Origin of the sequence: Marivirga atlantica (assembly GCF_016734805.1) — a bacterium.
GTDB lineage: Bacteria > Bacteroidota > Bacteroidia > Cytophagales > Cyclobacteriaceae > Marivirga > Marivirga atlantica.
On record NZ_JAERQG010000002.1, the window covers coordinates 738456 to 763769 of the forward strand.

A 25314-nucleotide genomic window follows, 5' to 3' on the forward strand; every position below is an offset into this window, starting at 1 on the left:
ATGAAGAAGATCATATTAAACATATTATTTCTGACAATAGGTATTTCATTATACGCACAGGATAACTGGAATGAGCCGACAGAAGGTGAATTAGAGGATTCTCAAATTGTTATTGAGAAGAACAGAAGTCTTGATCTGCCACGAGCAACCAGAAGCTTCAGGCAAGTACCTAAAATTGATCAAAGTAGTGATTCAATCAGAGTGAACTTTAGTTGGAATGAGATTACTCCGGAGTTAAGTAAGCTTAAGCCAGGATTACGCGTGTTGAGAATTAAGGATGAGCCTATCCCAAAATTATTTGCCAATCAGGTATCAGCAGGTTTTGGTAATTATGGAGCCTCCTATTTATCAGGTTTTGTTGGTAACAAGCGGGATAGAAATAAAAGCTACGGTGTTCAGTTTTATCATAAAAGCTTTAATAAAGGAGCGGTTGATGAAAAATATTCCGGTTCAGGCTACCAAATGGTTAGGCCATCAGCTAGGTTCTTCAACGATAAAATATCTTTTGAGACTTCATTGCTTTATGATAGAACTAATAACTACGCCTATGGCTCAATAGAGGAGGAGTTAGATTTAAATGAGAGCTTTAGTAGAGATGAGTTTCAAAAAAAATTTCAAACTGCAGGAGCTCATATTGGTCTTTCTGATAGAAATATTGAAGATTATTTTACGTATGACTACGATGCCGATTTCTATCATCTCTTTACAAGCATGAATACTGCTGAAACTAATTTTAACTTCAGTTTAAACAACACCTACAATTTCAGAGGTGCTTTTGGAGCCAAATTAAATGCGAGTGGTTTTATTTCAAACTATAATTATTTTAATGAATCTCAGAGCTACAATAGAAATTTAATCCAAATAGATCCTTCAGTCGTATACAAGCTTGATCAAATAATACTTGAAGGCGGACTAAACATAAGCTACGATAATCAATCAAGAACTAACATAAGCGAGGTTTATGTTTATCCTAATTTAAATGCTACGTATTTCCCTTTAGCAAAGACTTACTTAGGTATTGGTATTTCCGGTGATGTTAGACAAGTCACTTATAAAAGTGTTTTAGAAACTAACCCTTATCTTGATCCTTCTTTTATTCTTGAAAACACTATCAATCCATTTCAACTGACATTAAAGGCAGGATCAAACTTACTTGATAAAGTTCAAATTGATGGTTCTTTTGAAGTAGGTACTGTTAATAAATTGCCTTATTTTACTGATGTAAGGACTGATAACCAGTCAGGTAATGAACTGTTACAGAGCTTTGTTTCTATATATAGTGATAATTTAACAGAGCTAAAATCAAGTATTTTAATCCAAACTGATTTTGGAAAGAATTTTAATCTAAGTGCCAAAGGGCAATATTTGAGTTATGCTAATGATAGCATTGATGCATTGCCTTATGTGCCAAAATTCAAGCTTGATTTAAAAGGTAATGTCAGCATTAAGGAGAAAGTAGAAATAGGCTTATCAGTTTATTTACAGAGTAAAATGGAAGCATACTATAGGAGAATCGATTTTTCTTCGAATCTAGCTACTATGACTGAGATTGATCCCTTCGCTGACCTTGGCCTTGATGTTAGATATAATTTGACCAGTAGAGCCAGTATTTTTGTCAACGCTAACAACCTCTTATCCAATAAGTATGAATATTACTTGAACTACCCTAACCGTGGTTTTCAAATATTAGGAGGTTTCACATATTCCTTTTAATGTTTTTAAAATCATGAAATGCCCTTATCTTTGGTTTTAGTAAGCACTACACTCGCCTAACAAACTTTTTAGAGTGTATTCATCGTATTAAAAAATTGTTAGTATTAAGCTAATACTTATAAATTTTTTAATAGATTTAAGTTGCTAAAAACCTTAACAAACCGAATAATGGCGAAAAAGGACAAAAAAAAGGAAGACGAATACAAAGAAGAAAACCTGGAGAACTCCTCTGCTCAGGATGATGAGGATTTTGGACTTCCTGATTTAGATGAAGATTTTGATGCCGATGACGATAAAGATGAGATCGTTGTTGAAGAAACAGTGCAAGATGAATTAGTAACCTTGGAGGATGAAGATGATTCAGCCGAGGAATCAACATTTGACACAGGTGAAACATCAGAGCCAGTAACTTTTGAATCTCATGAAGAGGAAGAAGTGATTGAAGAAGAATACGAAGATGATGATTATGAAACTGAAGATGAAGAAGCTCCTGTAGGTACATATGTGCCACCAAAGCAATCTTCAGCACCAATAATTATTACTATTTCAATCATTATAATATTGGCTTGTGTTGCAGTATGGTTCTTTTTCATTAAAGATTCAAAGCCAGAGCCTGTTATAGAAAAACCAGTAAAGGATACTACCACTTATGTGGTTGAAAAGCCTGTGGAAGTTGAGGAGCCTGTAATTGAGGAACCTGTAAAAGAAGAAGCAACTATCAACACACTAAACTCAAGAACGGGCCGTTCTTATGTTGTTGTTGGAAGCTTTTTTGATGACGACTTAGCTATGGATTATGCTAAAGAATTAAAGAAAGATGGTAATTCAGCTTACATCATTCCTCCATTCGGTAAAAGTAAATTTACTCGAGTGGCTATAGCAGAAACTACTTCTTTTGCAGAAGCAAGCAGCAGGGCAACTGAGTTAGCAGGTCAATTTAAAGAGCAACCTTGGCCATTGAAATATTGATTTAATCATTTATGATGTTATTGCAAATTAGTACCGTAGCGGATACAGCTGCGGTTAGCGCTGGCAAAAGCAGCGTGAATTTATTTGACCTATTATTAAAAGGGGGATATGTTATGATTCCCCTTTTGTTATTATCAATAGCAGCTATTGCTATTTTTGTGGAACGCATGCTAACCATTAAGAAATCTGATAAGGCACCAAAAGGCCTGTTAAATCAGGTGAAGTCATTGGTGGCTGCGGGTAAAATTGATGAAGCAAAGGCTGTTTGTGCCCAGACTGACGCACCAATTGCACGCATGCTAGAAAAGGGAGTTTCCAGAATTGGTAGTCCATTAAAAAACATAGAGGTTTCTATTGAGAATGTCGGGAAAATTGAGATTTACCGTCTAGAGAAAAATCTATCAACTTTAGCTACTATTTCAGGTGCAGCACCTATGATTGGTTTCTTAGGTACAGTTACAGGTATGATTCAGGCTTTTATAGCTATCGCCCAAGAAGAAGGCTCTGTTAGTCCTAAACTACTTTCAGAGGGTATTTATGAAGCCATGGTTACTACAGCCGTAGGTTTGGCCGTTGGTATTATTGCCTATTTAGGTTACAATTACCTGGTAACACAGGTACAAAAAGTGATTCACAGAATGGAATATACTTCTGTAGAATTCATTGATTTGCTACAGGAACCAAAAGGTTAATTTATGTCATTAAAATCAAGACATAAGGTTGATCCTGCTTTTAGCATGTCATCAATGACGGATATCATATTTCTGTTATTGATATTTTTCATGCTTACTTCTTCCTTTATAACTCCTTCAGGTTTACCAATTAATTTACCTACAAGTAAAGCATCCAATATTGTAATTCAGAAGGTAAGTGTAACTATAAGTGAAGATTTAACCTATTTTGTGAATGCTAAAAGAACGGCTAAGCAGGATTTGGAGACAGCCATTCGCAGAGAGCTAAAAAATGCGGATGAAGGCGTAGTTGTATTACATATCGACAAGAGTGTACCTACAGAGCACCTTGTAAACGTTGCGGGCATTGCTGCTTCATTGAAAGCAAAAGTATCAATAGCGACTAAACCTAATGAATAGCACAGACCAACTTGCTAAAAAGAATAATTATAAGGGTATCAGCATTTCGGTTGGTATCCACGTTATTATTTTGCTCTTATTTTTATGGGTTACAGTTTGGAAAGAACCATACCCTCCGCACCCTGAATATGGTATTGAATTAAATCTAGGAAATGTACAAACTGGTTCAGGAAATGAAGAAGCCGGAGCAGAGGTTGTTAACGAAGAAGCGGTGGAAGAAACTGAGGTGACTGAAGCTACAGAGGAGTCGCAAGAATCGGAAGCAGTAGAAGAAACCCAGGCAGAAAGTGAAGCGATAGAACCTGCTGAAGAGGCTATTACACAGGATGATGGTATAGTGGAGCAGGAAGATAAGCCGGCTGAAAAACAAAATACCCAAGAGGAAGAGCAAAAAGAAACTTCAAAGGAAACCACAGAAACAAAGAAGGAGGAAGTAAAAGAGCCCCCAAAACCTAATCCTAATGCTCTATTCCCAGGTAAGAATAACAGCCAGGGAGAAACTAATACTGAGAAGGGTGATCAAGGTGTTAAAGATGGATCTGTTGATGCAGAAGCTATGATGGGGCCACAAGGTGGTGGCAATGGAAGTAAACTGGAAATGGCTGGCTGGGCATGGGACTCCCCACCACGACCAAAAGATACCTCAGACCAAAATGGTAAAATTGTATTTGAAATTAAAGTTGATAATAACGGAGAGGTAATTTCAGTTCGTGTAATCGAAAGAACGGTTTCATCTGATGTGGCACAGGTTTATCAGGATGAAGTATCTCGATTAACTTTCTACAAAACCTCAGGAGGTACTACTTTGAGTTCTTATACTGGTAGAATCACATTTATTATCCGATCCAGATAATGCAAACCTATAAGGAAGCAGAACAATTCTTGTTCGAGCGCCTGCCTATGTTTCAGCGTGTAGGAGGAGCAGCTTATAAAAAGGATTTATCGAATACATTAAAATTATTAGATAGATTAGGGAACCCGCATCAAAGAGGAAAATATATTCATGTAGCAGGTACCAATGGTAAAGGGAGTACAGCTAGTATGCTGGCCTCTGTCATGATGGAATCCGGTTATAAAGTAGGTTTATATACTTCTCCCCATCTAAAGCATTTTTCAGAGAGAATCAGGATAAACGGAGTGGCTATCTCAGAAGAAGTGATTTTGAAATATGTAAAATCATACCTTCCATTAATTGAAGAAGTTCAACCCTCATTTTTTGAGTTGACAACGGCTATGGCATTTGAGTATTTTGCTGACCAGCAAGTTGATGTTGCTGTTATGGAGGTAGGTTTGGGAGGTAGGTTAGATAGCACTAATGTAATTACTCCGGAGGTTGCCATCATTACCCAAATAGGATTAGACCATCAACAATTTCTTGGAGATACAAAAGAAGAAATCACTAGAGAGAAAGCAGGTATTATTAAAAATGGAGTGCCTGTGGTTACTTCTGTAGAGGAGAATAACCTAAGGAATATTATTCAAGAAATTGCCCAGTCAAAGAATGCTATTTATCATTATTCTGCTGATGAATTTGAGTTGACTCAAACAAATGCTGATAAGGATTTTATCTATTATAAGGTAGCAACTGCTACCGGAAATGACTTTGAGCTAACATCAGATTTAAAAGGTTCTTACCAGAAACAGAACATCAACTCTGTGCTAAGTGCAGCTAAAATTCTAGAAGAAAAAGGATATGCTATTTCAGAGGCATCTTTGCAAGCCGGTTTAAAGAAGTCCAGAATTAATTCAGGTATGTTGGGCAGATGGCAGGAGATAGCCAATCCTAATAATGGAGCCAGAATTATCGCTGATGGAGGTCATAATAGTTCTGCTATTGCTCATATTGTTCAAATGTTAGAGAAGGAGACTTATGATCGATTACATATCGTCATTGGTACTGTGAATGATAAATCCATTGATAGTATGCTTGAACAGCTTCCAAACACTGCTAAATATTATTTTACCCAAGCGCAAATTCCAAGAGCACTGGACTCAAATGAATTAAAACTTAAGGCTGCTAAATTTGAGCTCTATGGTGAATCATTTGAGACTGTTGATCAGGCATTTTCTTCGGCAATTATGCATAGTTCGGAAAATGACCTTATTTTTGTCGGAGGATCAATATTTGTAATTGCAGAAATTCCGAGTTTATAATTAATGAGTCGACAGAAGAAAACACGCTTTAAAGAGATAGCAGATAGATATAATGTGATAGAGCGCCAAACAGAGCGTTTTGAAAAGCTTAGAGGTAATTGGAAAATTGATCATTTCAAGAATAACAATCCTATCAATTTAGAGCTTGCTTGTGGAAGAGGCGAATACACAGTTGGATTGGCCAAGCATTTCCCTGATGAAAACTTTATCGGAATAGATATTAAAGGGGAGCGCTTATGGAAAGGTAGCACTGAATCGTTAAACCACAATTTAGAAAATACCGCATTCCTTCGAACCTTCGCTTTAGATTTAGAGCAGAGTTTTGAATCTAATGAAATAAAAGACATCTGGATTATCCATCCTGATCCACGCCCAAGAGACAGAGATGAAAAGCGAAGATTGACACATGATCGTTTCCTGGATATTTACAAAAAAATTCAAGAAAATGATGGGACTGTTTACTTCAAAACAGATAATACTGATTTGTTTCAATGGACGCTTGATGAGGTACTAAGTAAAAGAGACGATATTAAAAATTTAGTTTATACCTTCGATTTAAAGAATTCTGAATTATTGGAAGAGCATTACGGCATTACCACTAAATATGAAAAGAAATTTGAGGCTGAGGGAGAAAAGATTAAATACATGAAGTTTCAATGGAAAGTATAAAACATAAATTTCAAGGACCAGCATTTATCATGTTTGTCCTTTATATTTTAACAACACTTAGTATTTCTATATTTTGGGAAAAGGGTACCTTCTTACTTTGGCTAAATGATAGACATAATATTTATGGAGATGTGTTTTTTAAGTATGTTACTTTCTTGGGTGATGGTTTAATGTACCTTATTGTAGCAATTATTTTTCTTTTCTATAGCTACTATAATATTATCATCTTAGCGATAATTGGCCTTTTTCAAACAATTTTAGTAACCATTGGTAAGCGATGGATTTTCAATTATCCGCGTCCAAAATCTTTCTTTGAAGATAGTGCTGAGGTATTCAACTTTGTTGATGGTGTAAAAGTATACGGAGCTCATAGCTTTCCAAGTGGACATACAGCATCGGCTTTTGCCATAGCGACCTTGCTCATTTGCTTAACAAAGAATAAACTGCTTCAAGTAATTTTTATGCTTGCTGCTATTTTAGTAGCTGTTTCAAGGGTGTATCTCTTACAACATTTCTTAATGGATACAGTAGCAGGAGCTCTAATAGGCATGTTTTCAGCAGGGATTGTCTGGTGGTATTTTAGCGACAAAAGAACTTCATTACTCTATGATAAATCTAAATTACATAGAGGCTTATTGGTAAAATAATATGGAAATAGCAGGTTATTATATAGCGCCAGGAACACAAAAGAAGGTAGATATTAACATCGCTAAATTACCTTCACGTTCTGATATAGATATTTCCATAACCATTGCACGCTCTGAGCAGCCAGGGCCGGTTCTATTGCTTTCAGGAGGATTACACGGTGACGAAATCAATGGCTCAGAAATAGTTCGTAGATTAATAGAATCGGATAAGCATATACCTTTAAAAGGTACCATTATTTGTATTCCAATTATCAACGTATACGGGTTTATTCATTTTTCAAGGTATGTGCCTGATGGTAAAGATGTTAACCGCTCATTTCCAGGCAATAAAAACGGGTCGTTAGCTAGTAGAGTCGCCTATTTTTTAACTAAAAATATTATTCCGCTAATAGATTATGGAATAGATTTTCATACTGGTGGTGCAGATAGAACTAATTATCCTCAAATAAGATGTGTTTTGAGAGATGATGTCAATAATGAGTTGGCCAATGTTTTTAATGCTCCTTTTACTTTAGATAGTAAATTTCGGCCTAAGTCTTTTAGGCAAACAGCTGGCAGATTCGGTAAAAGAATTTTGGTGTATGAAGGAGGAGAGTCTTCTCGTTTTGATGAACATGCTATAGAAGAGGGGATGGCTGGTGCGCTAAGGGTTATGAAGCATTTAGGAATGGTTGATGAAGCACCTAAAGCCAATAGCAAAAGTTTGCTGATCAATAGTTCTTCATGGGTAAGATCAAAAAAATCAGGGGTTTTCTTAACGGAAGTGAAAAGCGGTCAATTAGTTAAGAAAAATCAGGTTTTAGGAACCATTAATGACCCCTTTGGTGGGTTTAGTAATAAAATTAAGGCAACAGCTTCGGGCTACGTAATAGGATTAAATAATAACCCGATAGTTCATGAAGGTGATGCCCTAATCCATATTGGAGTTATCAAATGATCTATTCTAAAGTTGTAAAGCCTTTTTTTGATAAACTCTTTGCACTATTAGCGCTTATTATTGCAAGCCCGGTATTTTTAATCGTAGCCTTATTACTAGCATTATTTCAGAATGGGAAGGTGTTTTTTACTCAGAAAAGGCCTGGTAGGAATGAAAAGATTTTCCTACTTATCAAATTTAAAACCATGAGAGATGATGTGGATGCTCACGGTAATTTATTAGCAGATAAAGATAGACTTACACCCGTTGGAAAATTTGTCAGGAAAACATCACTTGACGAGTTGCCACAATTACTTAATATTTTAATAGGAGATATGTCCTTTGTGGGGCCTCGACCACTGCTTATTGAGTATCTACCTTTATATAATCCTTCTCAGAAAAAGCGACATAACGTAACGCCTGGTATTTCTGGCTGGGCTCAGGTAAATGGAAGAAATGCCATTAGCTGGCAAGAGAAGTTTAGCTTTGATGTTTGGTATGTGAATAACCAATCCTTTTGGTTAGACTTAAAAATAATCTTTCTGACTATAGCTAAGGTATTTAAAGCTGAAGGGATCAATGCATCAGGATCAGCAACCATTGAGAAATTTATTGGTAATGATTAATTAAAAGTAGGGCAGGGTAGAAACTCTTCTTTTCTTTTCTTTCGGAACGTACCTACTATATCCATAGAAATTGATACTTCATGAGCTCCACCAGAAATACCGCCAAATTCTGATATGGTGAAATCATAACTGTAACCTATTTGTGCTTTTAATTGAGGAATTTCAAGTCCAAAGTGGAAAATCATAGCGTCACGATCAAAGTTGTTTTCTTGATTTTTAGCAAATGGAAAGCCTCGGTACCAAAAGCCTGCAGAAATAGGATCATAATGCCAGTCAATGCCAACATCGAGTTGATCATTGTTCCCCTGTCTTTTGTATATAAAGGAAGGTGCAATGCTCGAAATATGATCAAATTCTTTTGGCCCTCGATATAATGGTATGCGTACGCCACCATGTACAGAAAACCTCATTTGCAGAGGGTTTGAATCTCCAATTAATGAGACATCGGGCTGAGTCAAATGATGTAAAGAGACACCTCCCCATAGTGATTTACCATATACGAGTATTCCTGTTGCAAAATCGAAGTATTGAATTCGATTTACTTGTTGTAGTTCACTGTCAAATGAAACAGGCCTGTCACTGGCAAGCTGATCTCCTAACGTTAAACCGTTTGCATTTAATCCAGTGAAGTTGTAGCTAAAATGTGACCCAGCTGCGAATACTAATTTTTTATTGATTTGTGCTCTGAAAGCATACAGAAAACCCGCACTGGTATTTCCCAGATCGCCAGACCCGGCAACATCTCTAGTAGCCAACAAACCAAAACCACTATTTAGCTCTGAAAGATTATAATCATATGAAAAAGCCATGGTTCTGTAAGCATTGGTATAACGCAAACCAGGCCATTGCAATCTATAGTTAAGATTAAATCTATGCATTTTACCGGAGCCCGTAAAGGCAGGATTCAGATAGAGTGGTGCAGCATAGTACTGAGATAGCTGAAAGTCCTGTGCAGTGAGCCGAGTCTTACTTAAAAGTAGTGCCGCAATGCTTATGAACGATATAATTACTATTTTCTTCAAATCAGTTTACCTTATTAATGTTATATCACCCACTTTGGTCTCACGTCTACCATTTTCATAAACTAACTCAAGCCTATAAACATAAACTCCTTGAGGCATAAGCTGTCCTTTATAATAGCCATCCCATCCGATAGTTTTATCGTTAGATTCGAAAAGCAGCTCACCCCACCTGTTATAAATTAACATGTTGAATTCGGAAACACCTTCAACCTGAGGGAGGAAAATGTCATTTGACTGTACATTACTGCTGGCACTACCAGGACCGGCTCTGCTAGGGGTAAAAGCATTAGCAATTTTTGATTCTCCACCTAGTATAACTTTTACTTGAGCATCGAGGGCGAAGGAGTCTTCACACCCTGTTGTTGAGTTAATTGCAATTAGCGTAATGTCATATACCCCGCTGTCGCCATATACATGAACAGGATTTTCATCAAAGGACTGGTTGCCATCACCGAATTTCCATACAAATTCATCTGCTCCAATGCTTGTATTAACGAATTGCACCTCTTCACCAGTAAACACTTGCCTGAACTCATCAGGAATGGTGAATGAAGATTGTGGGGTTTCATATACAGTAATATAAGCTTCCTTAGTTTCTGTCTGTTGATTTCTAGTTATGTTATCTGCGGTTAAGGTTACTGTATAGGTACCTGGGGAAGTATATACATGTGTCGGGTTTTCTACGGCTCGTACTCTTTGGTTATCACCAAATTCCCATTGATAAGTACCAGGATCTGCAAATCTTGATAGATTCTCAAACTCAACAACTAATGGAAGACATCCTTCTAATGGAGTAGCTCTAAAATCAACAATTGGAGATACGGCATCAATAGAGATAACAGCTTGATAAGTATCAGTACAAAGTCCGTTTGTTGCCGTCATTTTTAATACGAAATCTCCAAAATCTTCATAAGTATGAGGGGCAGGATCAACCTCATTTGAAATAGTGCCGTCCCCAAAGTCCCACTCGTATTCCCAGCTATTTTTATTAGTGGTTGTATTGGTTATGGTAATGGTAGCATCATCAGGTTGTGAAGGCTGTTCTGGAGTAAAAGTAAAGGATGCTTCTAACTGCGGGTAAACAAATATTTGAGGATTTCCGGTAGTCGTTCCTGTACAGACTGGTGTATTGCTATCGGTAACAGAAATAATTGAATAAGTTCTGGTAGCAGTTGGTATGATAGGCTCAAAATGTCTGTTGAAAGAAGTTGTAAAAGTATTCTGATCAACCCCATCGGTATAAGTAACCGTCCATGGACCTCTACCTGTTAAATCAAAGATTAAGTTAGTTTCATCTCCATAACAAATGGTATCAGCTCCTGAGATTTCTGCAGTTGGTAAACTGTTTACCTGAACACTTACAGGACTTCCTAATATGTTACCAGTACATCCTCTGACATCAATTAATTCAATAATTCTATAAACCGTATTCACATCAGGGCTTACAGTTAGACTGCTACTCGCACTTAAATTATTAGCTGTTAAGGTATCTGAATTGGCTAAATAAGAAATACTGAATGGTCCATCTCCTGTAAACGATAAATCAAGGTCGGTAGAAGAACCTAAGCATATAGCTGCATTACCGTTTAGGTCAACAGTAGGTAAATCGTTCGCCTCTAATACTGCACTTCCTTGTATATCTCCCAAACAATTATTGACATCTCTCACATCAATTAATGTGTAAGAAGTGGTTCCACTCGGAGGATTCACATTAAAGGAGTGGGTATATGTATCAGTTGAAGGATCGTAAGTTCCGGTAGGGCTAATATTGTTAAGTGTAAATGTATTAGTACCATCAGAATAACGCACTAACCATGGAGGATTTCCCGTTAGGTTTAATCTAATTTCTGTTGGTGCGTTGGCACAAAGTTCATCTTGATCTCCGAATATTTCTGCAGTAGGTTTTGGATTAACGGTGATGGTGGCGCTACCATTTACAGGTCCACTACATCTTGGAGTGTTATTATCCAAGACTGAAACTGGCGTATAAACAGTATTTTCGCTTGGTGTAACTGCTTCTAAATGAACTGGGCTATTAGTGGTAAAACTGAAAGTATTTGTGCCGTCAGTATATTCAACATCCCAAGGGCCAACACCTGTTAAGTTGAAGAATAAGTTGGTACTCACATCTTCACAAATTGTAGCATCACCAGTTAGTGTTACACTTGGTTGAAGGTTAACTGAGACAAAAGCTGAACCTGATATGGCAGAAGGGGTACAGGCCGGATAATCATTATCAATTACGGAAAGTAAAAAATAATTGGTTGAAGCTGTTGGACTTACTGAATGGATGTAACCATCTGGGATATTTCTTAAAGTATCGTTCGATGTGCCATTATTGTATACCACAGTAAAGTCATCACTGCTTCCGGGTCCACTCAGGTCAAATCTTAATGAAGTACTTTCTCCAGGGCAGATAACATTTGTGCCGTTTAAGCTTAATACACCTGTAGGCCCAGTTAATACAGTAATCGGTTTGATATTAGGATCGCTAATACAACCTTGGTCATTCAATTCAGAAACCTCTAGATTGCCACTAAATGAACTGAAGTTTACGGTAATCTCACTTCCATTTGCATTTTGACTAGATATAAACGCACCAAGTGGTAATGACCATAAATAATTAGAAGTAGCGTTTACTTCAGTGGCAGGAATATTAAAATTAATACTTTGAGCAAAGGCACAAACCTCATCAGGTCCTTCAATACCAGGAGGAGCAATTTCTGGAAATACCGTGATTTGAGCTACAGCTGATGTATCAGAACAGCCGCCAACAGAAGAGACAGCTATATGCCTTACATCATAAATTAAATCTGCAGCAGTTGTATTCGGAAAAGAAATGGTAGTCATTCCGGATGCAGATATGTCAGCTGAAGGCACATTAATCCAAGCTGCACTTGTTGCTTCTTTATATTGATAGATATGATTACCTGTTAACCCCGTTCCTTGAGAGAAGCTTGTGAAATTTACTAAAAGAGGAGAGCAACCACTATTTTTGTCAGCAAAAAACTCAGCTCTTACTCTTGGGTTTAGCTCTATACTTTTTGTGACTGTGGTAGTACATCCATTAGCACTTTCAGCAGTTAAGGATACCATATAGTTATCTGAACCAAAGAAACTTGCTCTGTTTACAAAAGTATGTTGAATATTGTTAGGACTAGAAAGTGTTGTGTCTGTTCCATCATTCCAATTCCATGTTAAATCAGTATTTGGAGGAACATTATAGGTGATTACATCAAATTCAAAAGTATAGTCTCCCTCGCAAGCAGGGTTTGGTGATACTATATCGAAATCAATAACTGGTGTTTGATAAACTCTTACGTTATAAACACTATCATCTATACAACCAAATTCATTTTCTCCTGTAAGGGTTATTTCATAATCATTATAACCTGTGCCATCATAAGTGGTGTATAATAAATCAAAAGGTATAATAGAGTTGAAATAATCAGCAGGTTCATTGTTGACAACGAGACTAAATGTGACTCCTGAAACCAAATTGGTCCATTGAAGCGTAATTTCATCTAAATCAGTTCCATCCGGATTAAATGAAACATCAATTAAATCTAATTCTAGTGGAGAGCAACCTTCATCCTGAACAGGACGAAAACCCATTTGAGGGCTATTGTTAAAAGTTAAGCTTATTGGTGGATCTGATGCCAGGTCACAAGTACTTTCAAGCAAGGCAATTAGTCTGATTTCGTAATTGGCAGCCTGAGTAAATTCATAAACGAATCCTGCTGAAAAGTCTTTATTACTTGCCGGTAAAGTATCTGTATTTATAATAGTGGTTGAACCTAAGTTTACATTTGTAATGTGTAGTTCCCATTCAGTATTAGCCGGTATATCGGCAGGGATAGTATTGTTTGTAAAAGTATAGGTGTTAGGTAAACAGTTGCCCGTGCCGGAATATACAAGGTCTATATTGAAATTATCTTCTGGTTGTATATTAGCTGTAAAAGTTCCTGAGAGATCGCTTGGACAGCCAAAAACATTTTCAGTTTGTAAAGTGACATTAATAGTCAATGGAGGATCAGTATCAGCCGGCCTTCCAAAGCTTACCCAGTATTCTGGCCCATTAATATTTTCAGCAATGAGGGTGTCAGCAATTGCATCACTATCAACTGGTGTCGCATTCCAAAAATAGTTCAACAAACCGGCTTGTTCAGCTTCAAAATAAAAGGTAACAGAATCACAGGTTACTACTGTATCTGTAGGAGCAAAGTTGCTAATGGGCTTGGGCAGTACCCTAACAGTATTTGACGAGCTGTTCACACAAAATCCATCAGAAAAAGGTTGTAATGTAATAGTGTAATTAATAGGAGCAATGCTGGGGAAATCATTTTCAAACAAAAATGAAAAATCATAATCTGAAGCTGTTCCTGTTGAATATGCTATTGTATCTCCGCCTAATAGAGTAGCTCCATCAAATACCTCCCATACCACGGAATCACCTGGGTTCAGTAAATTGTTAGTCACATTGTTGATTTCGAAAGTGAATTCATGTGGAGAACAGTAGCTACTGGTAGGTTCATAAACATTAGATTTAGTATTGTCCTCATAAATAGTAAAGCCCGAAGGACTACCTGGTAAAACTTCTACAACAATAGGGGCAGATAGCTCAACACAATCATTATCAGGATTTCCATCTGTAGGGTTGGCGGTGGCTATTAGCTGTACTGAATAATTTACATTGGAACCTGTGGTATTATAAAAAATATCAGGTGTTGCAAAGGTTCCCGAACCCCCTATAGCTCTGGTCACTGTTGTCCCAATACTATCGATTTCGAGGTAATACCCGACATCAACAACGGAAGGATCGTTACTGGCTTCATCGGAATTGTTAAAGAACTTTATTAGGGTTCCAGGACATATTGGATCTCCTGTGTAGGGATCATCTTCCACAAAAGTTTCATAGTCTTGACCATATAAAGCCTGTAAATCAGCATTAGGATTGGCGTAAACGCTAACGGTTGTAACAGTGGTGTCGCTGTAGCATCCTTTGTCAGTACGAGTAATTAAGGCTACTTCATAATCATCGGCCGTACCAAGATTCCTTGTGAAGCTATTGTCATTTGTTCTGGTTAATTCAGTATTAAAAGTGACCCCATCGTACGAAAAGTCCCACAGCCATTGATCAATAACTTCACCATTAATGGTTGTAGGTATATTAGAAGCTGATGGATCGAAGTCTGTGTCTTCTCCTTCACAAACACCAGTGGCACTGAAAAGAGCTTCTGGGGTGTCATAAACGTAAATGTCTAATTGATCAGATGTGGTACAATTAGTTGAGCCATCTAAAATATAAAGTTGAACTCGATAATGACCCGTATCACTAATAATTAATGGATTTGAGGGATAGTCGAAAGCTGTAGCTCCACCACCTCCATCATCTATATTGTCGATTGTAGAACTATTTGGTGATACTTTTTCGATTAGCCATTCTGTAGTCAAGTTAACAGTTTTGCCAGGCGTCTCATCGGTTAGCTCTAAATTTAATGGTAAGCTTTCAGCACATATTTCGTATGATGTATCTGCTGTATTTGGCGAGCCAAAAGATCCGTCATCAAAGCCAATAGTAGCTGCTGGTGTTCCAATTATTTCATATTGTGCTGTAACCGAAGAGCTACATCCACCTGTAATATCGGAGCTGTTGTTAACTTTAATTACTTCTACAGTTTTGACTCCTGGTGCATTGAGGGCTGCAGCATCTGGCCCAGTTGTATTCTCAATATCTAACGTTCTATTTTGATTAGGATAGCTTACGATTAAGGGGTCAGCTGTAGTTGGTCCGTCATAAATATTTATTGTCCAGGGTCCTGGTCCTAAGTCAGTTCCATCATTGAAAATTCTAATAACTTCTTCTGGGCAGAACAGATTGCCGGGCTTAGGATTACTACTTGCATCAAGAATTTCAATAGGATCAAGAATGGGCTCATCTATAATTAAAATTCTAACTGTGGTGAACTCTGGTAAAGAATCCGCATTTGCCGCAGAATTTAAATTAGGTGTGCTTGGGTTATCAGGATCGTCAAAAGGATTACATACATTCCATGCATTTAGTTGGATATCAAAATATTGACCTGCTACAGTATTGGTTCCATCAATAGTAATAGTACCAGTTGGCAACATATCGATATCTCCTGGTACCAAATTAGGACCAGGATCAATTTGGACTACTTCCTCAAAGTTTAAGTTAGATGCTACACCACCAGCATTGAAAGTTTGACTTCCTCCTAAATTAGGGCCGTTGATAACCACATCTGGTATTGGATTACCACCATCAATATTGTATATCCATTGAAACCATCGATCAGAGGTGTTGTTAGTCAATGGACAATTATATAGACTTATATTATACAAAGGATTTATAGTAACAGTTTCTCCTTCGCAAATTCTTATAATAGGCGCTTCTTCAATAGCAAGATTGCCAGGAAGTATGTTGTCCTTTTCCCAATAAATTGTACTCGCACTATTAACCGTTCCAGGACAAATAATTGAACTTGGATGAGTTGCAGGGTCTTCACCGGCATCAACAAAGACTAAAAATACATCTACGTCATATGAACAGTCTTCTAAATTTTCCGGATAAACATGGTACGCATATCTATCATTTGCGAATAATGCCCCTGCTGGTGGTAAAACAGTTGGTGTATTATCGATTATGTAATTTCCAAATTCTAATACGGTAGGATAATAATCTGTAGCGCCTGGATATCCCCAATCAACCAAAATATACACATCTGTTCCCGCTGGTACGTCAACATTTGAATAGCTTTTACCAGCCCAAACCTGCTTTTCACCGCCACAAAAATCTTCTTCAAGTGTCTGAAAACCACCAACCCCACTACTCGCTCCACACTGTGCATACGACTTGCCTGAGATGCCTATTAAACTAATAAGCAACGTAATAAGACTTATGATATAATTTTTAGCCCCCTTCACTTTACAAAACTAGATAGTATTATTCATGCTTAAAAAACATTTGTTCATCGAAGATTACATTAGTCTCATAGGTTTAAAAATAAATATAGTTAAAATTAATATAAATATTATTATAAAAAATCAATTAAACAGAATTGTTTTCAATGCTTATTCAACTAAACCTTACAGTTAGGGTGTGACACAGTATTGTTTTGAAGTCTATACTTCACTTTTACAATATGTAGTTTATTAAATCAATTTATAATTGGAATTGAGCCAACAGTTAATACTATATTTGTCGATATGTTTAGATCAGCAGCTTTAATATTGGTTATTTTACTACTTGCAGGCTCATGCATACCCAATGAGCCTAATTTTGAGGATTTCAGAAGAGTAGAATTACAGCGACTATTGTCAAATGCGAGTGAAAAGAAATGGCAGTTAACTGAGAGAAACAGAAATGGAGAAGCTGTTCAATATGATTCCTGTCAGGTAGCTAGACAATTGATATTTGAATTTACCGCTTCAACTAGTGACAAGGATAAGGCCTACTACATTAATCCTTCTGATTCATGTACATCAATAACGGATACGCTTGAAGGATCATGGTTTATACCAGCTACTGAAACCGCTTATATTCCAACAGATACATTAGGCGTATCTTGGGGAACTGACACGACTTACTTCTTGATAGAAGCCATTAATATTGAACTCCTTGAAATAAAAACCATTTTTTCTGACAGTCTATCTGAAAGATTCATTGAATTAGATACTGCTAATCTTAATTAATTTTACTTTTATGAGTAAACGGTAATGCCAGAATGAAAATTTGCTAAGCTAAATTCATCAAATGACAAGCTACAATACCAGCGGTTTCAGTTCTTAATCTGCTATTGCCTAATCCTACTTTTTTAAAACCTGCTTCTTCTGCTAGTTTAACTTCTTGCTCACTAAAGTCACCTTCGGGCCCGATTAATACAAGGCTGTCTTGCTTACCGTCTAATAGATCCTTTAATTGAACGGGGTTTTCGAAATCTACGAAAGCGATGGATTTCAACCCTCTATGTTTCAGTTGAAGGAAATCATTGTAAGGCTTTAGCTCATTGATTTTGGGCATCCAAAACTTATAAGATTGCTTCATAGCACTTACAGCTTTCTTCTCTAGTCTTTCTGGCTTTAATATTTTGCGCTCAGAATGATCGCATAATATAAAGCTAATTTCATCTATGCCGATTTCAACTGCTTTTTCAACAAACCATTCTATCCTGTCAATATTTTTAGTCGGTGCAATAGCAACGTGCTTCCGGAATGAAGATTGCTCTGTGGTTATTTTTTCAAGTATGGAAAAACTACATTTCTTATGGTTCGCCTCGATAATTTCTGCCTTAAATAAGCTGCCCTTTCCATCAATAACTTCAATAGAATCTCCTGCTTGCATTCTTAGTACCTTTATGCAATGCTTTGATTCTTCTGTATCTAAATAAGTAGCTTCGGGTAAGTTGGGCTGGTAAAATAAATTCATAATGCTAAATAACTAATTGTTTCGCACAGCAACAATAGTTCACCTTTTTTAGAGACATTTTCAAGCGTTCAGCTATAACTCTTTATAAGGTTTTTATATTGAGGACTTTCCCTTATTTTTGTGGCTTTGAAAAAATTATGGACTACCTAAGAGGAATTATTGGACTGCTGGTTTTGATAGGTTTTGCTTATCTCTTTTCAGTTAATAGAAAAAAGATTGATTGGCGCCTGGTCATTACGGGTTTGGGGCTTCAAGTTGTTTTTGGCTTTCTAATAACGCAGGTGCCTTTCGTGGAGATGATTTTTATGAAAGTCTCTGAGGCATTTGTTGTATTCCTTTCCTTCTCAGGTGATGGAGCACGTTTCCTTTTTGGTGATCTAGCCTCCGACACCTTTGGATTTATTTTTGCTTTTCAGGTACTACCCACGGTTATATTCTTTTCTACCGTTACAGCTGGTCTTTATTATTTGGGAGTGCTACAAAAACTCGTGTATGGTATAGCATGGATCATGTCGCGTACTATGCGTCTTTCTGGTGCAGAAAGTTTATCTGCAGCTGGTAATATCTTTTTAGGTCAAACGGAGGCACCTTTATTGGTGAGACCTTTTGTTCCTAATATGACACGATCGGAATTGATGTGTTTAATGACAGGAGGTATGGCTACGATTGCAGGTGGCGTTCTCGCTGGATATGTAGCATTTCTTGGTGGAGATGATCCGGCACAAAAAGCCATGTTTGCTTCTTATTTGTTAAGTGCTTCAATTATGAACGCACCAGCTGCCATTGTAATTTCTAAAATCTTGATCCCTGAGAATAATCCTGATGAGATTGATGATACCTTGCATGTAAGTAAGGATAAAATGGGGGTTAATTTAATTGATGCCCTTTCAAGAGGTGCTTCTGATGGTTTAAAGTTAGCAGTGAATATTGCAGGTATGTTATTGGCTTTTATAGCAGTTATTGCGGCCATTAATTATTTGTTAGGGGATCTAATAGGTGATTGGACTGGTGTCTGAATGCGCTGATTATGGAATCCACTGGTGGCACATTTGATAAGTTCAGTCTGGAATATATTCTAGGTCAGATATTTAGAGTTTTTGCCTTTGCCATGGGAGTAGAGTGGTCTGATACTTTGGCAGTAGGAAGTCTGTTAGGGCAGAAGACTGCTATAAATGAGTTTGTTGCTTATTTGGATCTAGCTAAAATGAAAGCTGATGGTATTTTATCCTCCAAATCAATTGTAATAGCAACTTATGCACTATGCGGATTTTCTAACTTTAGCTCTATCGCCATTCAGGTTGGTGGAATAGGAGGGATGGCCCCTAATCAACAAGGTAATCTTTCAAAATTAGGAATGCGTGCATTATTGGCAGCAACCTTAGCTTGTATGATGACGGCTACAATTGCCGGAGCTTTAGTAGCCTCTTAAATAAAGCTATAAGGGTTTAAGCAGATTTTCTGATAATGAGGTAGTTCTGACGGGGCACAAACGCCAGGAAAGTCGCCTCTTCTGCCTTCTAAATCAGTAATTACCTGAAAGTGTAGATGTGGTGGCCAGTCACCGTTCTCAGGATAATCTCCTAATTCGGAAAAAGCACTTCCTTTTTTGATGATATCACCTTCTTTTATGTCATTAAGGCTTTTTAAACTTAAATGACCATATAATGTATAAAGTTTTTTACCAACTAAGTCATGCTCAAGTATGATGGTAGGTCCATAATCACCAAAATTATCATTGTCTTTAAAACTATGTACTACGCTATCGAATGGAGCAAATAAAGGATGATAGGCTTTAGTCCAAACATCCACACCTAAATGCATAGAGCGAGAATCTCCTTTCTGAAAGTGTTCACTTCTTCTATAAATCACCCGGTTTTCCAAATAGCCACCGTATCCAAATTTCTTTTTGCCTAATTGCTTAAAAACGTAATCAGTGAACTTCTTGGTGTCAGAAAGATCAACCTTAGCTAGTTTTTTATTGTCTTCAGTAAAATCCATTACCACACTATTGTTGGCATGTATCTTTTCACCCATTACAGGGTATATATCCAGTGAATCAAAGTTATGTTGATTTGCCATAGTCAAAAAAAAGACTGCTCTTAATGAAAAGGAGCAGTCTTAAAAATTATGTAAAACTAAAATTATACTTTACTCAAATTTGGTTTTGGAGCTCCCGCCATAATCTCGTCATTGGCGAACTCTTCAAATTTCTTAAAGTTTTCGATAAATTCCGTTGCCAGCTTATTAGCCATTTCGTAATAGCCTTTATCGTTTTTCCATGTTTCCCTTGGGCTAAGTACCTCCGAAGGAACATCAGGACAAGTAGCCGGAATCGCACAGCCATAAATAGAGTGATTTCTGTAACCTACCTCATCTAAACCACCATTAAGTGCTGCGGTAATCATGGCTCTTGTATATTTAAGCTTCATTCTTGAGCCAACTCCGTAAGGACCACCAGACCAACCGGTGTTTACCAACCATACATTTACCTTGTTCTCATCCATTTTCTTACCTAGCATCTCAGCATAAACTGTTGGGTGTAATGGTAAAAATGGAGCTCCAAAACAAGCAGAGAATACTGTTTGTGGTTCAGTAACACCAGCTTCCGTACCAGCTACCTTAGCAGTATATCCTGAGATAAAATGATACATTGCCTGACCTTTATTCAACTTAGAAATAGGAGGTAAAACACCGTAGGCATCACAGGTTAGGAAGAAAATATTCTTAGGTATTCCACCAATAGAAGGCTCAACAGCATTATTGATGTGGTGGATAGGGTAAGCAGTTCTTGTATTTTCAGTAACCTCAGTATTGGTATAATCAACTTCTCTTGTACCAGGTATGAACCTTGTGTTTTCTACAATGGCACCAAATTTAATGGCTTTATAAATCTGAGGTTCTTTCTCCTCTGTAAGATCTATCGTTTTTGCATAACAACCACCTTCAAAATTGAATACACCATTTTCAGTCCAACCGTGCTCATCGTCACCTATTAAACCTCTGTTTTCATCTGCTGAAAGTGTGGTTTTTCCTGTTCCTGATAGCCCGAAGAATACAGCTGTATCACCATCTCTATTCTCACTCATGTTAGCTGAACAGTGCATTGATAATACATTGTGGTCAGTAGGTAAAGTGAAATTAAGCACAGAGAAAATACCTTTCTTCATTTCACCAGCATAGCCAGTACCACCGATTAATATGATATTTTTTGTGAAGTTGACAATCGCAAAATTTTTCTGTCTTGTTCCATCTACTTCAGGATCGGCCTCAAACTCAGGCGCATTAATAATAGTAAATGTTGGTTCAAAGTCTTTTAACTTATAAGTTTCAGGACGAAGGAACATGTTATAGCAGAAAAGGTTATGCCAAGCATGTGTATTTACAACTCTTAATTTTAATCTATAAGTTTTATCAGCACCAGCGTAAGCATCTCTTACATACACTTTCTTGTCTTCTAAAAACTTCAACATTTTCTGATGAAGTGCATCAAATTTATCCTCATCAAATGGGATGTTAATATTACCCCACCATACCTTATCGGCAGTTTTAGCATCTTTTACTATAAACTTGTCCTTAGGTGAACGACCTGTGAACTTACCTGTATCGCACATTAAAGCGCCAGTACTTGTTAAAACTCCTTCTTTATTAGCAAGAGCATGTTCCGTTAATTCGGCAGGTGTTAAATTCCAGTGAGCTTCAGCAACTTTCTGGATACCAATACTTTCTAATCCGGCTTTTGAGGACTTCAATCCAAATTCCTTCATTTATATAAGAATTTAATAGTTGATAAGATTTAGGCTCACAAAGTTAAGTAAATAATAGAGTCGAAAAAGATATTTTTTCAGTAAATGCAACCGTTTGCAAAGTGTAAAAACTACACTATCTACCTATTTAGAGGCCTATTTACATAATCAACTTGTTTTAATCAACTGCTCATATTAGCTTTAGCCTTTTGTAAAATTGAGAAAAAGATAAATATATGAGTTCTACGAAAACGTTTTTTGGCCATCCTAGAGGATTAGCCACACTTTTCTTTACTGAAATGTGGGAAAGATTCAGCTACTATGGAATGCGCGCCATTTTGGTTTTATTTATGGTGGCAGCTATCGAGAAAGGTGGTCTAGGTATAGATGATAAGCAGGCTACAGCCATTTATGGTTTGTACACCATGTTTGTTTATCTACTAGCTTTACCAGGTGGTTGGCTAGCCGATCGCTTTTTCGGTTTGCAAAAATCAGTATGGTACGGAGGTATCATAATTGCCCTAGGTCATTTTAGTATGGCACTACCTATGACCGAGTTTTTCTTTATAGGTTTGATATTGATTGTAATAGGGACTGGTCTTTTAAAGCCTAATATTTCCAGTATAGTAGGAGGCTTGTACCCCGAGGATCAACCTACAAAACGTGATGCAGGGTTTTCTGTTTTCTATATGGGTATTAATATAGGTGCTTTTATTTCGCCACTAATCGTAGGTACTTTAGGTGAGAACGTTAATTGGCATTTAGGTTTTGGAATTGCTGGCTTTGGAATGTTAATTGGATTAATTCAATATAAAGCGACACAAAAGTATTTAGGAGATGTTGGAGCGGTGCCTGAAGGTTACGATGCTAAAGATGAAAAGCAATTAAAGTTCAGATCAAAAGTAAAAATAGGTATTACTATATTCTTAGTGGCACTGGTTGTCTTAGTACTACTAACTACTTTAGGATATATAAACATAAACGCCTATTACATAGCTAGTATTTCTAAATATATTTTAGCTTCAGTATTAATATTATTCTTTTTAGCGATTTTCTTATTTGGAAAACTGAATTCCGATGAGAAGAAGAAAGTCGGAGCTCTGGCAATTTTGTTAATATTTTCCGCCATTTTTTGGTCTGGTTTTGAACAAGCAGGTAGTTCATTAAATCTATTTGCTAGTAGGTATGCTGACAGGTATATATTTGGTTATGAAATGGCAGCTAGCGTTCTGCAAAGTGCTAATCCAATGTTCATCATTATATTGTCACCTGTTTTTGGATGGCTATGGGTAAAATTAGCTTCCAAGAATTTGAACCCAAATACTCCGATAAAATTCGCCTTTGGACTAATTCTCCTTGGATTGGGTTTTGCCGTAATGATTATTGCTTCATTTATTGTGGTAGAGCATACTAAAGCTTCTTATGGCTGGTTATTATTAACTTATATGTTGCATACAGCTGGTGAGTTATTTTTAAGTCCTGTAGGACTGAGTGCTACTACAAAATTGGCCCCGAAAAGATTGGTTGGTCAGATGATGGGAGCATGGTTTATGTCAGTAGCTTTTGGTAATTTAATTGCAGGATTAGTGGCTGGAGAGTTTGATGAAAAGGCTATAGAAGCAAATCCATCTTTATTACCAGATATATTTACATTTATTACACTGTTTACAGTAGGAGCAGGGTTGATACTTCTCATTTTTAGCCCGCTTATAAGAAAGCTAACAGGCAATGTGAAGTAAAATTGTCAATTACAAATCACCGAATTGTTCTACAATAGTAAATTATTTATAAATTATAGTGTTTTAATTATGAATAAAAGCTATTTTAGCTCTGAATGTTGAATACGGTCGATCAATATAATAAGCTTAAAGAAAGCGATAAGTTACTTTTTGGATATAAGGGTTTTATTGATGAAACTCTTATATCTAATCTGATGACAATAGTCGAAAATAAGCTTGGTATGGTCGAGTATAATTCACGACTTAAGAAAAAAATCTTTAATATTCTGGTCGAAGTCGTTCAAAATGTCTACCACAGCAGCGAAGAAAATACCAGGGTTTCTCAAGTCCTAAGAAATGTTTATATTCTTTTGGTTAAGAGAAATGATGGATACGAAGTGCTTTCCGGTAACTACATTAGGAATGAACAAATAGATAAGCTCAAAGATACCATTGAAGAAGTAAATAAGATGGATGAAAATAGTTTAAGGGAAAGCTACAGAGATAGACTTGACAAAGGGGCTATTTCTGACAATGGTAGAGCCGGCTTAGGTATTATGGATATGGTAAGAAAATCTGGAAACAGATTGGATTATGACTTTATTAATTTTGATAAGGAGTTCTCATTATTTAGCTTGAAAGTAAATATTAATAATAATCAATAACTATGGAGGCTTATTATTTAGAAGCAACACCTAAAACACCGAAACTTGATTTTAATCCTGCAGCGGATACTTTTTTGATATCCGGAAGATCAATCCCAGAGAATTCTATCGAGTTTTATAAGCCATTACTCGATTGGTTAGATGATTATGTAAATAACCCAAAGGATTCTACTAATTTTGAAGTTAAATTAGAGTATTTTAATACTAGCTCCTCAAAGTGTTTGGTTGAAATATTCAGAAAACTTGAAAAAATACCTCAAACGGGTAAAGAATTAAGTGTTGACTGGTATTTTGATGAGGATATGCAGGAATCAGGAGAGGATTTTAAGGAAATTATTAAAGTTCCATTTCGAATGATTCAGATTAAAGACTAAATGAATTAATGGCAAAAGCTGTAGCTCAATCAGATGTTTTTCAGGCAGAAATTGATTTTCTGAAGGAAGTTCGTAAGCTTTCGGAAGATGATAATATACCTGCAGAAACAGTAAAGGAGAACTACAAAAAGCTTTGTGATAAGTATGAGCGCCTAATTGGTGAGGCGAAGCTGCTTACTTCTGTGAGTGATAGATTACATGCCAAATTAAATGAAGCCAATGAAAAGCTCAAAAAGCAGTCAGAAGAAATTAATAAGATAAATGATGACCTCAAGGTTAATAATCAACTTCTTCAAGACACAATCGATCAGCTCGTAAAAGCCAAAGTAGGTAGAAAGGCCTCATCTATCGTACTTTTAATAGCCATTATTTTATTCGTGATTTCAGAAGGCTTGCTAGAACCAATAGTAGAGCAAAAATTTGGGAACGAACAAGTGGGTTTCATATTCAAATTAGGTATAGCTATATTGCTAAAACCAATTGATGTGATAGTAGAGCGTTATATGATGCGACAAGCTTTAAAAGGTAAATCGACAGTTGCGGATAAATTATTTAAATAAG

20 protein-coding genes and 1 pseudogene are annotated in these 25314 nt (G+C 36.7%); 16 read left to right on the plus strand and 5 right to left on the minus strand.

All coding sequences use genetic code 11. The annotated features are described in order from the left end of the window. From JKP34_RS10435 to JKP34_RS10480, 10 genes are all read left to right on the plus strand, one after another. Positions 1-1713, plus strand: a complete 1713-nt coding sequence (locus tag JKP34_RS10435) for a TonB-dependent receptor (RefSeq protein WP_201920756.1) — start codon at positions 1-3, stop codon at positions 1711-1713. 168 nt (positions 1714-1881) lie between these two features. Further along, positions 1882-2682 (plus strand): SPOR domain-containing protein, encoded by an 801-nt coding sequence (locus JKP34_RS10440; RefSeq protein ID WP_201920759.1) that lies wholly within the window; start codon positions 1882-1884, stop codon positions 2680-2682. Positions 2683-2693: 11 nt separating this feature from the next. Continuing rightward, the gene (locus tag JKP34_RS10445) at positions 2694-3374 is read left to right on the plus strand and encodes a MotA/TolQ/ExbB proton channel family protein (protein WP_201920760.1); all 681 of its coding nucleotides are present in this window, start codon (positions 2694-2696) and stop codon (positions 3372-3374) included. A 3-nt stretch (positions 3375-3377) separates the two neighbouring features. After that, on the plus strand, positions 3378-3773 hold the full coding sequence (locus tag JKP34_RS10450; RefSeq protein ID WP_201920762.1) for an ExbD/TolR family protein: 396 nt from the start codon (positions 3378-3380) through the stop codon (positions 3771-3773). Continuing rightward, the gene (locus JKP34_RS10455; RefSeq protein WP_201920764.1) at positions 3766-4626 is read left to right on the plus strand and encodes a cell envelope integrity protein TolA; all 861 of its coding nucleotides are present in this window, start codon (positions 3766-3768) and stop codon (positions 4624-4626) included. Before JKP34_RS10450 ends, JKP34_RS10455 begins: the two co-directional genes overlap by 8 nt. Then, positions 4626-5927 carry a bifunctional folylpolyglutamate synthase/dihydrofolate synthase gene (locus JKP34_RS10460; protein WP_201920766.1) on the plus strand — a complete coding sequence of 434 codons (1302 nt, stop codon included), beginning with the start codon at positions 4626-4628 and terminating at the stop codon, positions 5925-5927. Before JKP34_RS10455 ends, JKP34_RS10460 begins: the two co-directional genes overlap by 1 nt. A gap of 3 nt (positions 5928-5930) precedes the next feature. Then, on the plus strand, positions 5931-6596 hold the full coding sequence (gene trmB, locus JKP34_RS10465; protein WP_201920768.1) for a tRNA (guanosine(46)-N7)-methyltransferase TrmB: 666 nt from the start codon (positions 5931-5933) through the stop codon (positions 6594-6596). Then, positions 6584-7243, plus strand: a complete 660-nt coding sequence (locus tag JKP34_RS10470) for a phosphatase PAP2 family protein (protein ID WP_201920770.1) — start codon at positions 6584-6586, stop codon at positions 7241-7243. The genes trmB and JKP34_RS10470 overlap by 13 nt, the downstream gene beginning before the upstream one ends. Position 7244: 1 nt before the next feature. Further along, complete coding sequence (locus tag JKP34_RS10475) at positions 7245-8180, plus strand: succinylglutamate desuccinylase/aspartoacylase family protein (RefSeq protein ID WP_201920773.1); 936 nt, start codon at positions 7245-7247, stop codon at positions 8178-8180. Continuing rightward, positions 8177-8785: a sugar transferase gene (locus JKP34_RS10480; protein WP_236664960.1), complete on the plus strand. Its 609-nt coding sequence runs from the start codon at positions 8177-8179 to the stop codon at positions 8783-8785. The genes JKP34_RS10475 and JKP34_RS10480 overlap by 4 nt, the downstream gene beginning before the upstream one ends. On the opposite strand, the gene JKP34_RS10485 is transcribed toward JKP34_RS10480, so the two are convergent. Together JKP34_RS10485 and JKP34_RS10490 are read right to left on the minus strand one after the other, a co-directional pair. Then, a complete protein-coding gene (locus tag JKP34_RS10485; RefSeq protein ID WP_201920778.1) occupies positions 8782-9807 on the minus strand; it encodes a PorP/SprF family type IX secretion system membrane protein in 1026 nt (341 codons plus the stop codon). The genes JKP34_RS10480 and JKP34_RS10485 overlap by 4 nt on opposite strands. A 6-nt stretch (positions 9808-9813) precedes the next feature. Next, positions 9814-16713 (minus strand): PKD domain-containing protein, encoded by a 6900-nt coding sequence (locus JKP34_RS10490; protein ID WP_201920780.1) that lies wholly within the window; start codon positions 16711-16713, stop codon positions 9814-9816. 321 nt (positions 16714-17034) lie between these two features. Here JKP34_RS10490 and JKP34_RS10495 point away from each other — a divergent pair, with 321 nt between their 5' ends. Then, positions 17035-17520, plus strand: a complete 486-nt coding sequence (locus tag JKP34_RS10495) for a hypothetical protein (protein ID WP_201920783.1) — start codon at positions 17035-17037, stop codon at positions 17518-17520. Between the two features lie 43 nt (positions 17521-17563). Here JKP34_RS10495 and JKP34_RS10500 read toward each other — a convergent pair whose 3' ends face one another. After that, a complete protein-coding gene (locus JKP34_RS10500; protein ID WP_201920786.1) occupies positions 17564-18253 on the minus strand; it encodes a 16S rRNA (uracil(1498)-N(3))-methyltransferase in 690 nt (229 codons plus the stop codon). A gap of 137 nt (positions 18254-18390) precedes the next feature. On the opposite strand from JKP34_RS10500, the pseudogene JKP34_RS10505 reads away from it, so the two are divergent. Beyond that, a pseudogene (locus tag JKP34_RS10505) lies at positions 18391-19682 on the plus strand (NupC/NupG family nucleoside CNT transporter). On the opposite strand, the gene JKP34_RS10510 reads toward JKP34_RS10505, so the two are convergent. Together JKP34_RS10510 and pckA are read right to left on the minus strand one after the other, a co-directional pair. After that, the gene (locus JKP34_RS10510; RefSeq protein WP_201920789.1) at positions 19679-20332 is read right to left on the minus strand and encodes a peptidoglycan DD-metalloendopeptidase family protein; all 654 of its coding nucleotides are present in this window, start codon (positions 20330-20332) and stop codon (positions 19679-19681) included. The pseudogene JKP34_RS10505 and the gene JKP34_RS10510 overlap by 4 nt on opposite strands. A 62-nt stretch (positions 20333-20394) precedes the next feature. Further along, positions 20395-22017 carry a phosphoenolpyruvate carboxykinase (ATP) gene (gene pckA / locus JKP34_RS10515; RefSeq protein WP_201920793.1) on the minus strand — a complete coding sequence of 541 codons (1623 nt, stop codon included), beginning with the start codon at positions 22015-22017 and terminating at the stop codon, positions 20395-20397. Between the two features lie 215 nt (positions 22018-22232). Between pckA and JKP34_RS10520 the strand changes: the two genes are divergently transcribed. The 4 genes from JKP34_RS10520 to JKP34_RS10535 all read left to right on the plus strand — a co-directional run bounded on the left by JKP34_RS10520 (position 22233) and on the right by JKP34_RS10535 (position 25313). Then, complete coding sequence (locus tag JKP34_RS10520; RefSeq protein ID WP_201920796.1) at positions 22233-23735, plus strand: peptide MFS transporter; 1503 nt, start codon at positions 22233-22235, stop codon at positions 23733-23735. Positions 23736-23830: 95 nt separating this feature from the next. Then, complete coding sequence (locus JKP34_RS10525; protein ID WP_201920799.1) at positions 23831-24379, plus strand: SiaB family protein kinase; 549 nt, start codon at positions 23831-23833, stop codon at positions 24377-24379. 2 nt (positions 24380-24381) lie between these two features. After that, on the plus strand, positions 24382-24753 hold the full coding sequence (locus tag JKP34_RS10530; protein WP_201920802.1) for a DUF1987 domain-containing protein: 372 nt from the start codon (positions 24382-24384) through the stop codon (positions 24751-24753). An 8-nt stretch (positions 24754-24761) separates the two neighbouring features. Then, positions 24762-25313: a hypothetical protein gene (locus JKP34_RS10535; RefSeq protein ID WP_201920804.1), complete on the plus strand. Its 552-nt coding sequence runs from the start codon at positions 24762-24764 to the stop codon at positions 25311-25313. Position 25314: the final 1 nt, after the last annotated feature.

Excerpts from the sequence above, each read along its gene's own strand:
- JKP34_RS10495 (WP_201920783.1), top strand. The coding sequence starts at position 17,035 with ATGTTTAGATCAGCAGCTTTAATATTGGTTATTTTACTACTTGCAGGC.
- JKP34_RS10455 (WP_201920764.1), top strand. The coding sequence starts at position 3,766 with ATGAATAGCACAGACCAACTTGCTAAAAAGAATAATTATAAGGGTATC.
- JKP34_RS10525 (WP_201920799.1), top strand. The coding sequence starts at position 23,831 with ATGTTGAATACGGTCGATCAATATAATAAGCTTAAAGAAAGCGATAAG.
- JKP34_RS10460 (WP_201920766.1), top strand. The coding sequence starts at position 4,626 with ATGCAAACCTATAAGGAAGCAGAACAATTCTTGTTCGAGCGCCTGCCT.
- JKP34_RS10530 (WP_201920802.1), top strand. The coding sequence starts at position 24,382 with ATGGAGGCTTATTATTTAGAAGCAACACCTAAAACACCGAAACTTGAT.
- JKP34_RS10470 (WP_201920770.1), top strand. The coding sequence starts at position 6,584 with ATGGAAAGTATAAAACATAAATTTCAAGGACCAGCATTTATCATGTTT.
- JKP34_RS10435 (WP_201920756.1), top strand. The coding sequence starts at position 1 with ATGAAGAAGATCATATTAAACATATTATTTCTGACAATAGGTATTTCA.
- JKP34_RS10500 (WP_201920786.1), bottom strand. The coding sequence starts at position 18,253 with ATGAATTTATTTTACCAGCCCAACTTACCCGAAGCTACTTATTTAGAT.
- JKP34_RS10480 (WP_236664960.1), top strand. The coding sequence starts at position 8,177 with ATGATCTATTCTAAAGTTGTAAAGCCTTTTTTTGATAAACTCTTTGCA.
- pckA (WP_201920793.1), bottom strand. The coding sequence starts at position 22,017 with ATGAAGGAATTTGGATTGAAGTCCTCAAAAGCCGGATTAGAAAGTATT.
- JKP34_RS10445 (WP_201920760.1), top strand. The coding sequence starts at position 2,694 with ATGATGTTATTGCAAATTAGTACCGTAGCGGATACAGCTGCGGTTAGC.
- JKP34_RS10450 (WP_201920762.1), top strand. The coding sequence starts at position 3,378 with ATGTCATTAAAATCAAGACATAAGGTTGATCCTGCTTTTAGCATGTCA.
- JKP34_RS10535 (WP_201920804.1), top strand. The coding sequence starts at position 24,762 with ATGGCAAAAGCTGTAGCTCAATCAGATGTTTTTCAGGCAGAAATTGAT.
- JKP34_RS10440 (WP_201920759.1), top strand. The coding sequence starts at position 1,882 with ATGGCGAAAAAGGACAAAAAAAAGGAAGACGAATACAAAGAAGAAAAC.
- JKP34_RS10520 (WP_201920796.1), top strand. The coding sequence starts at position 22,233 with ATGAGTTCTACGAAAACGTTTTTTGGCCATCCTAGAGGATTAGCCACA.
- JKP34_RS10510 (WP_201920789.1), bottom strand. The coding sequence starts at position 20,332 with ATGGCAAATCAACATAACTTTGATTCACTGGATATATACCCTGTAATG.
- trmB (WP_201920768.1), top strand. The coding sequence starts at position 5,931 with ATGAGTCGACAGAAGAAAACACGCTTTAAAGAGATAGCAGATAGATAT.
- JKP34_RS10475 (WP_201920773.1), top strand. The coding sequence starts at position 7,245 with ATGGAAATAGCAGGTTATTATATAGCGCCAGGAACACAAAAGAAGGTA.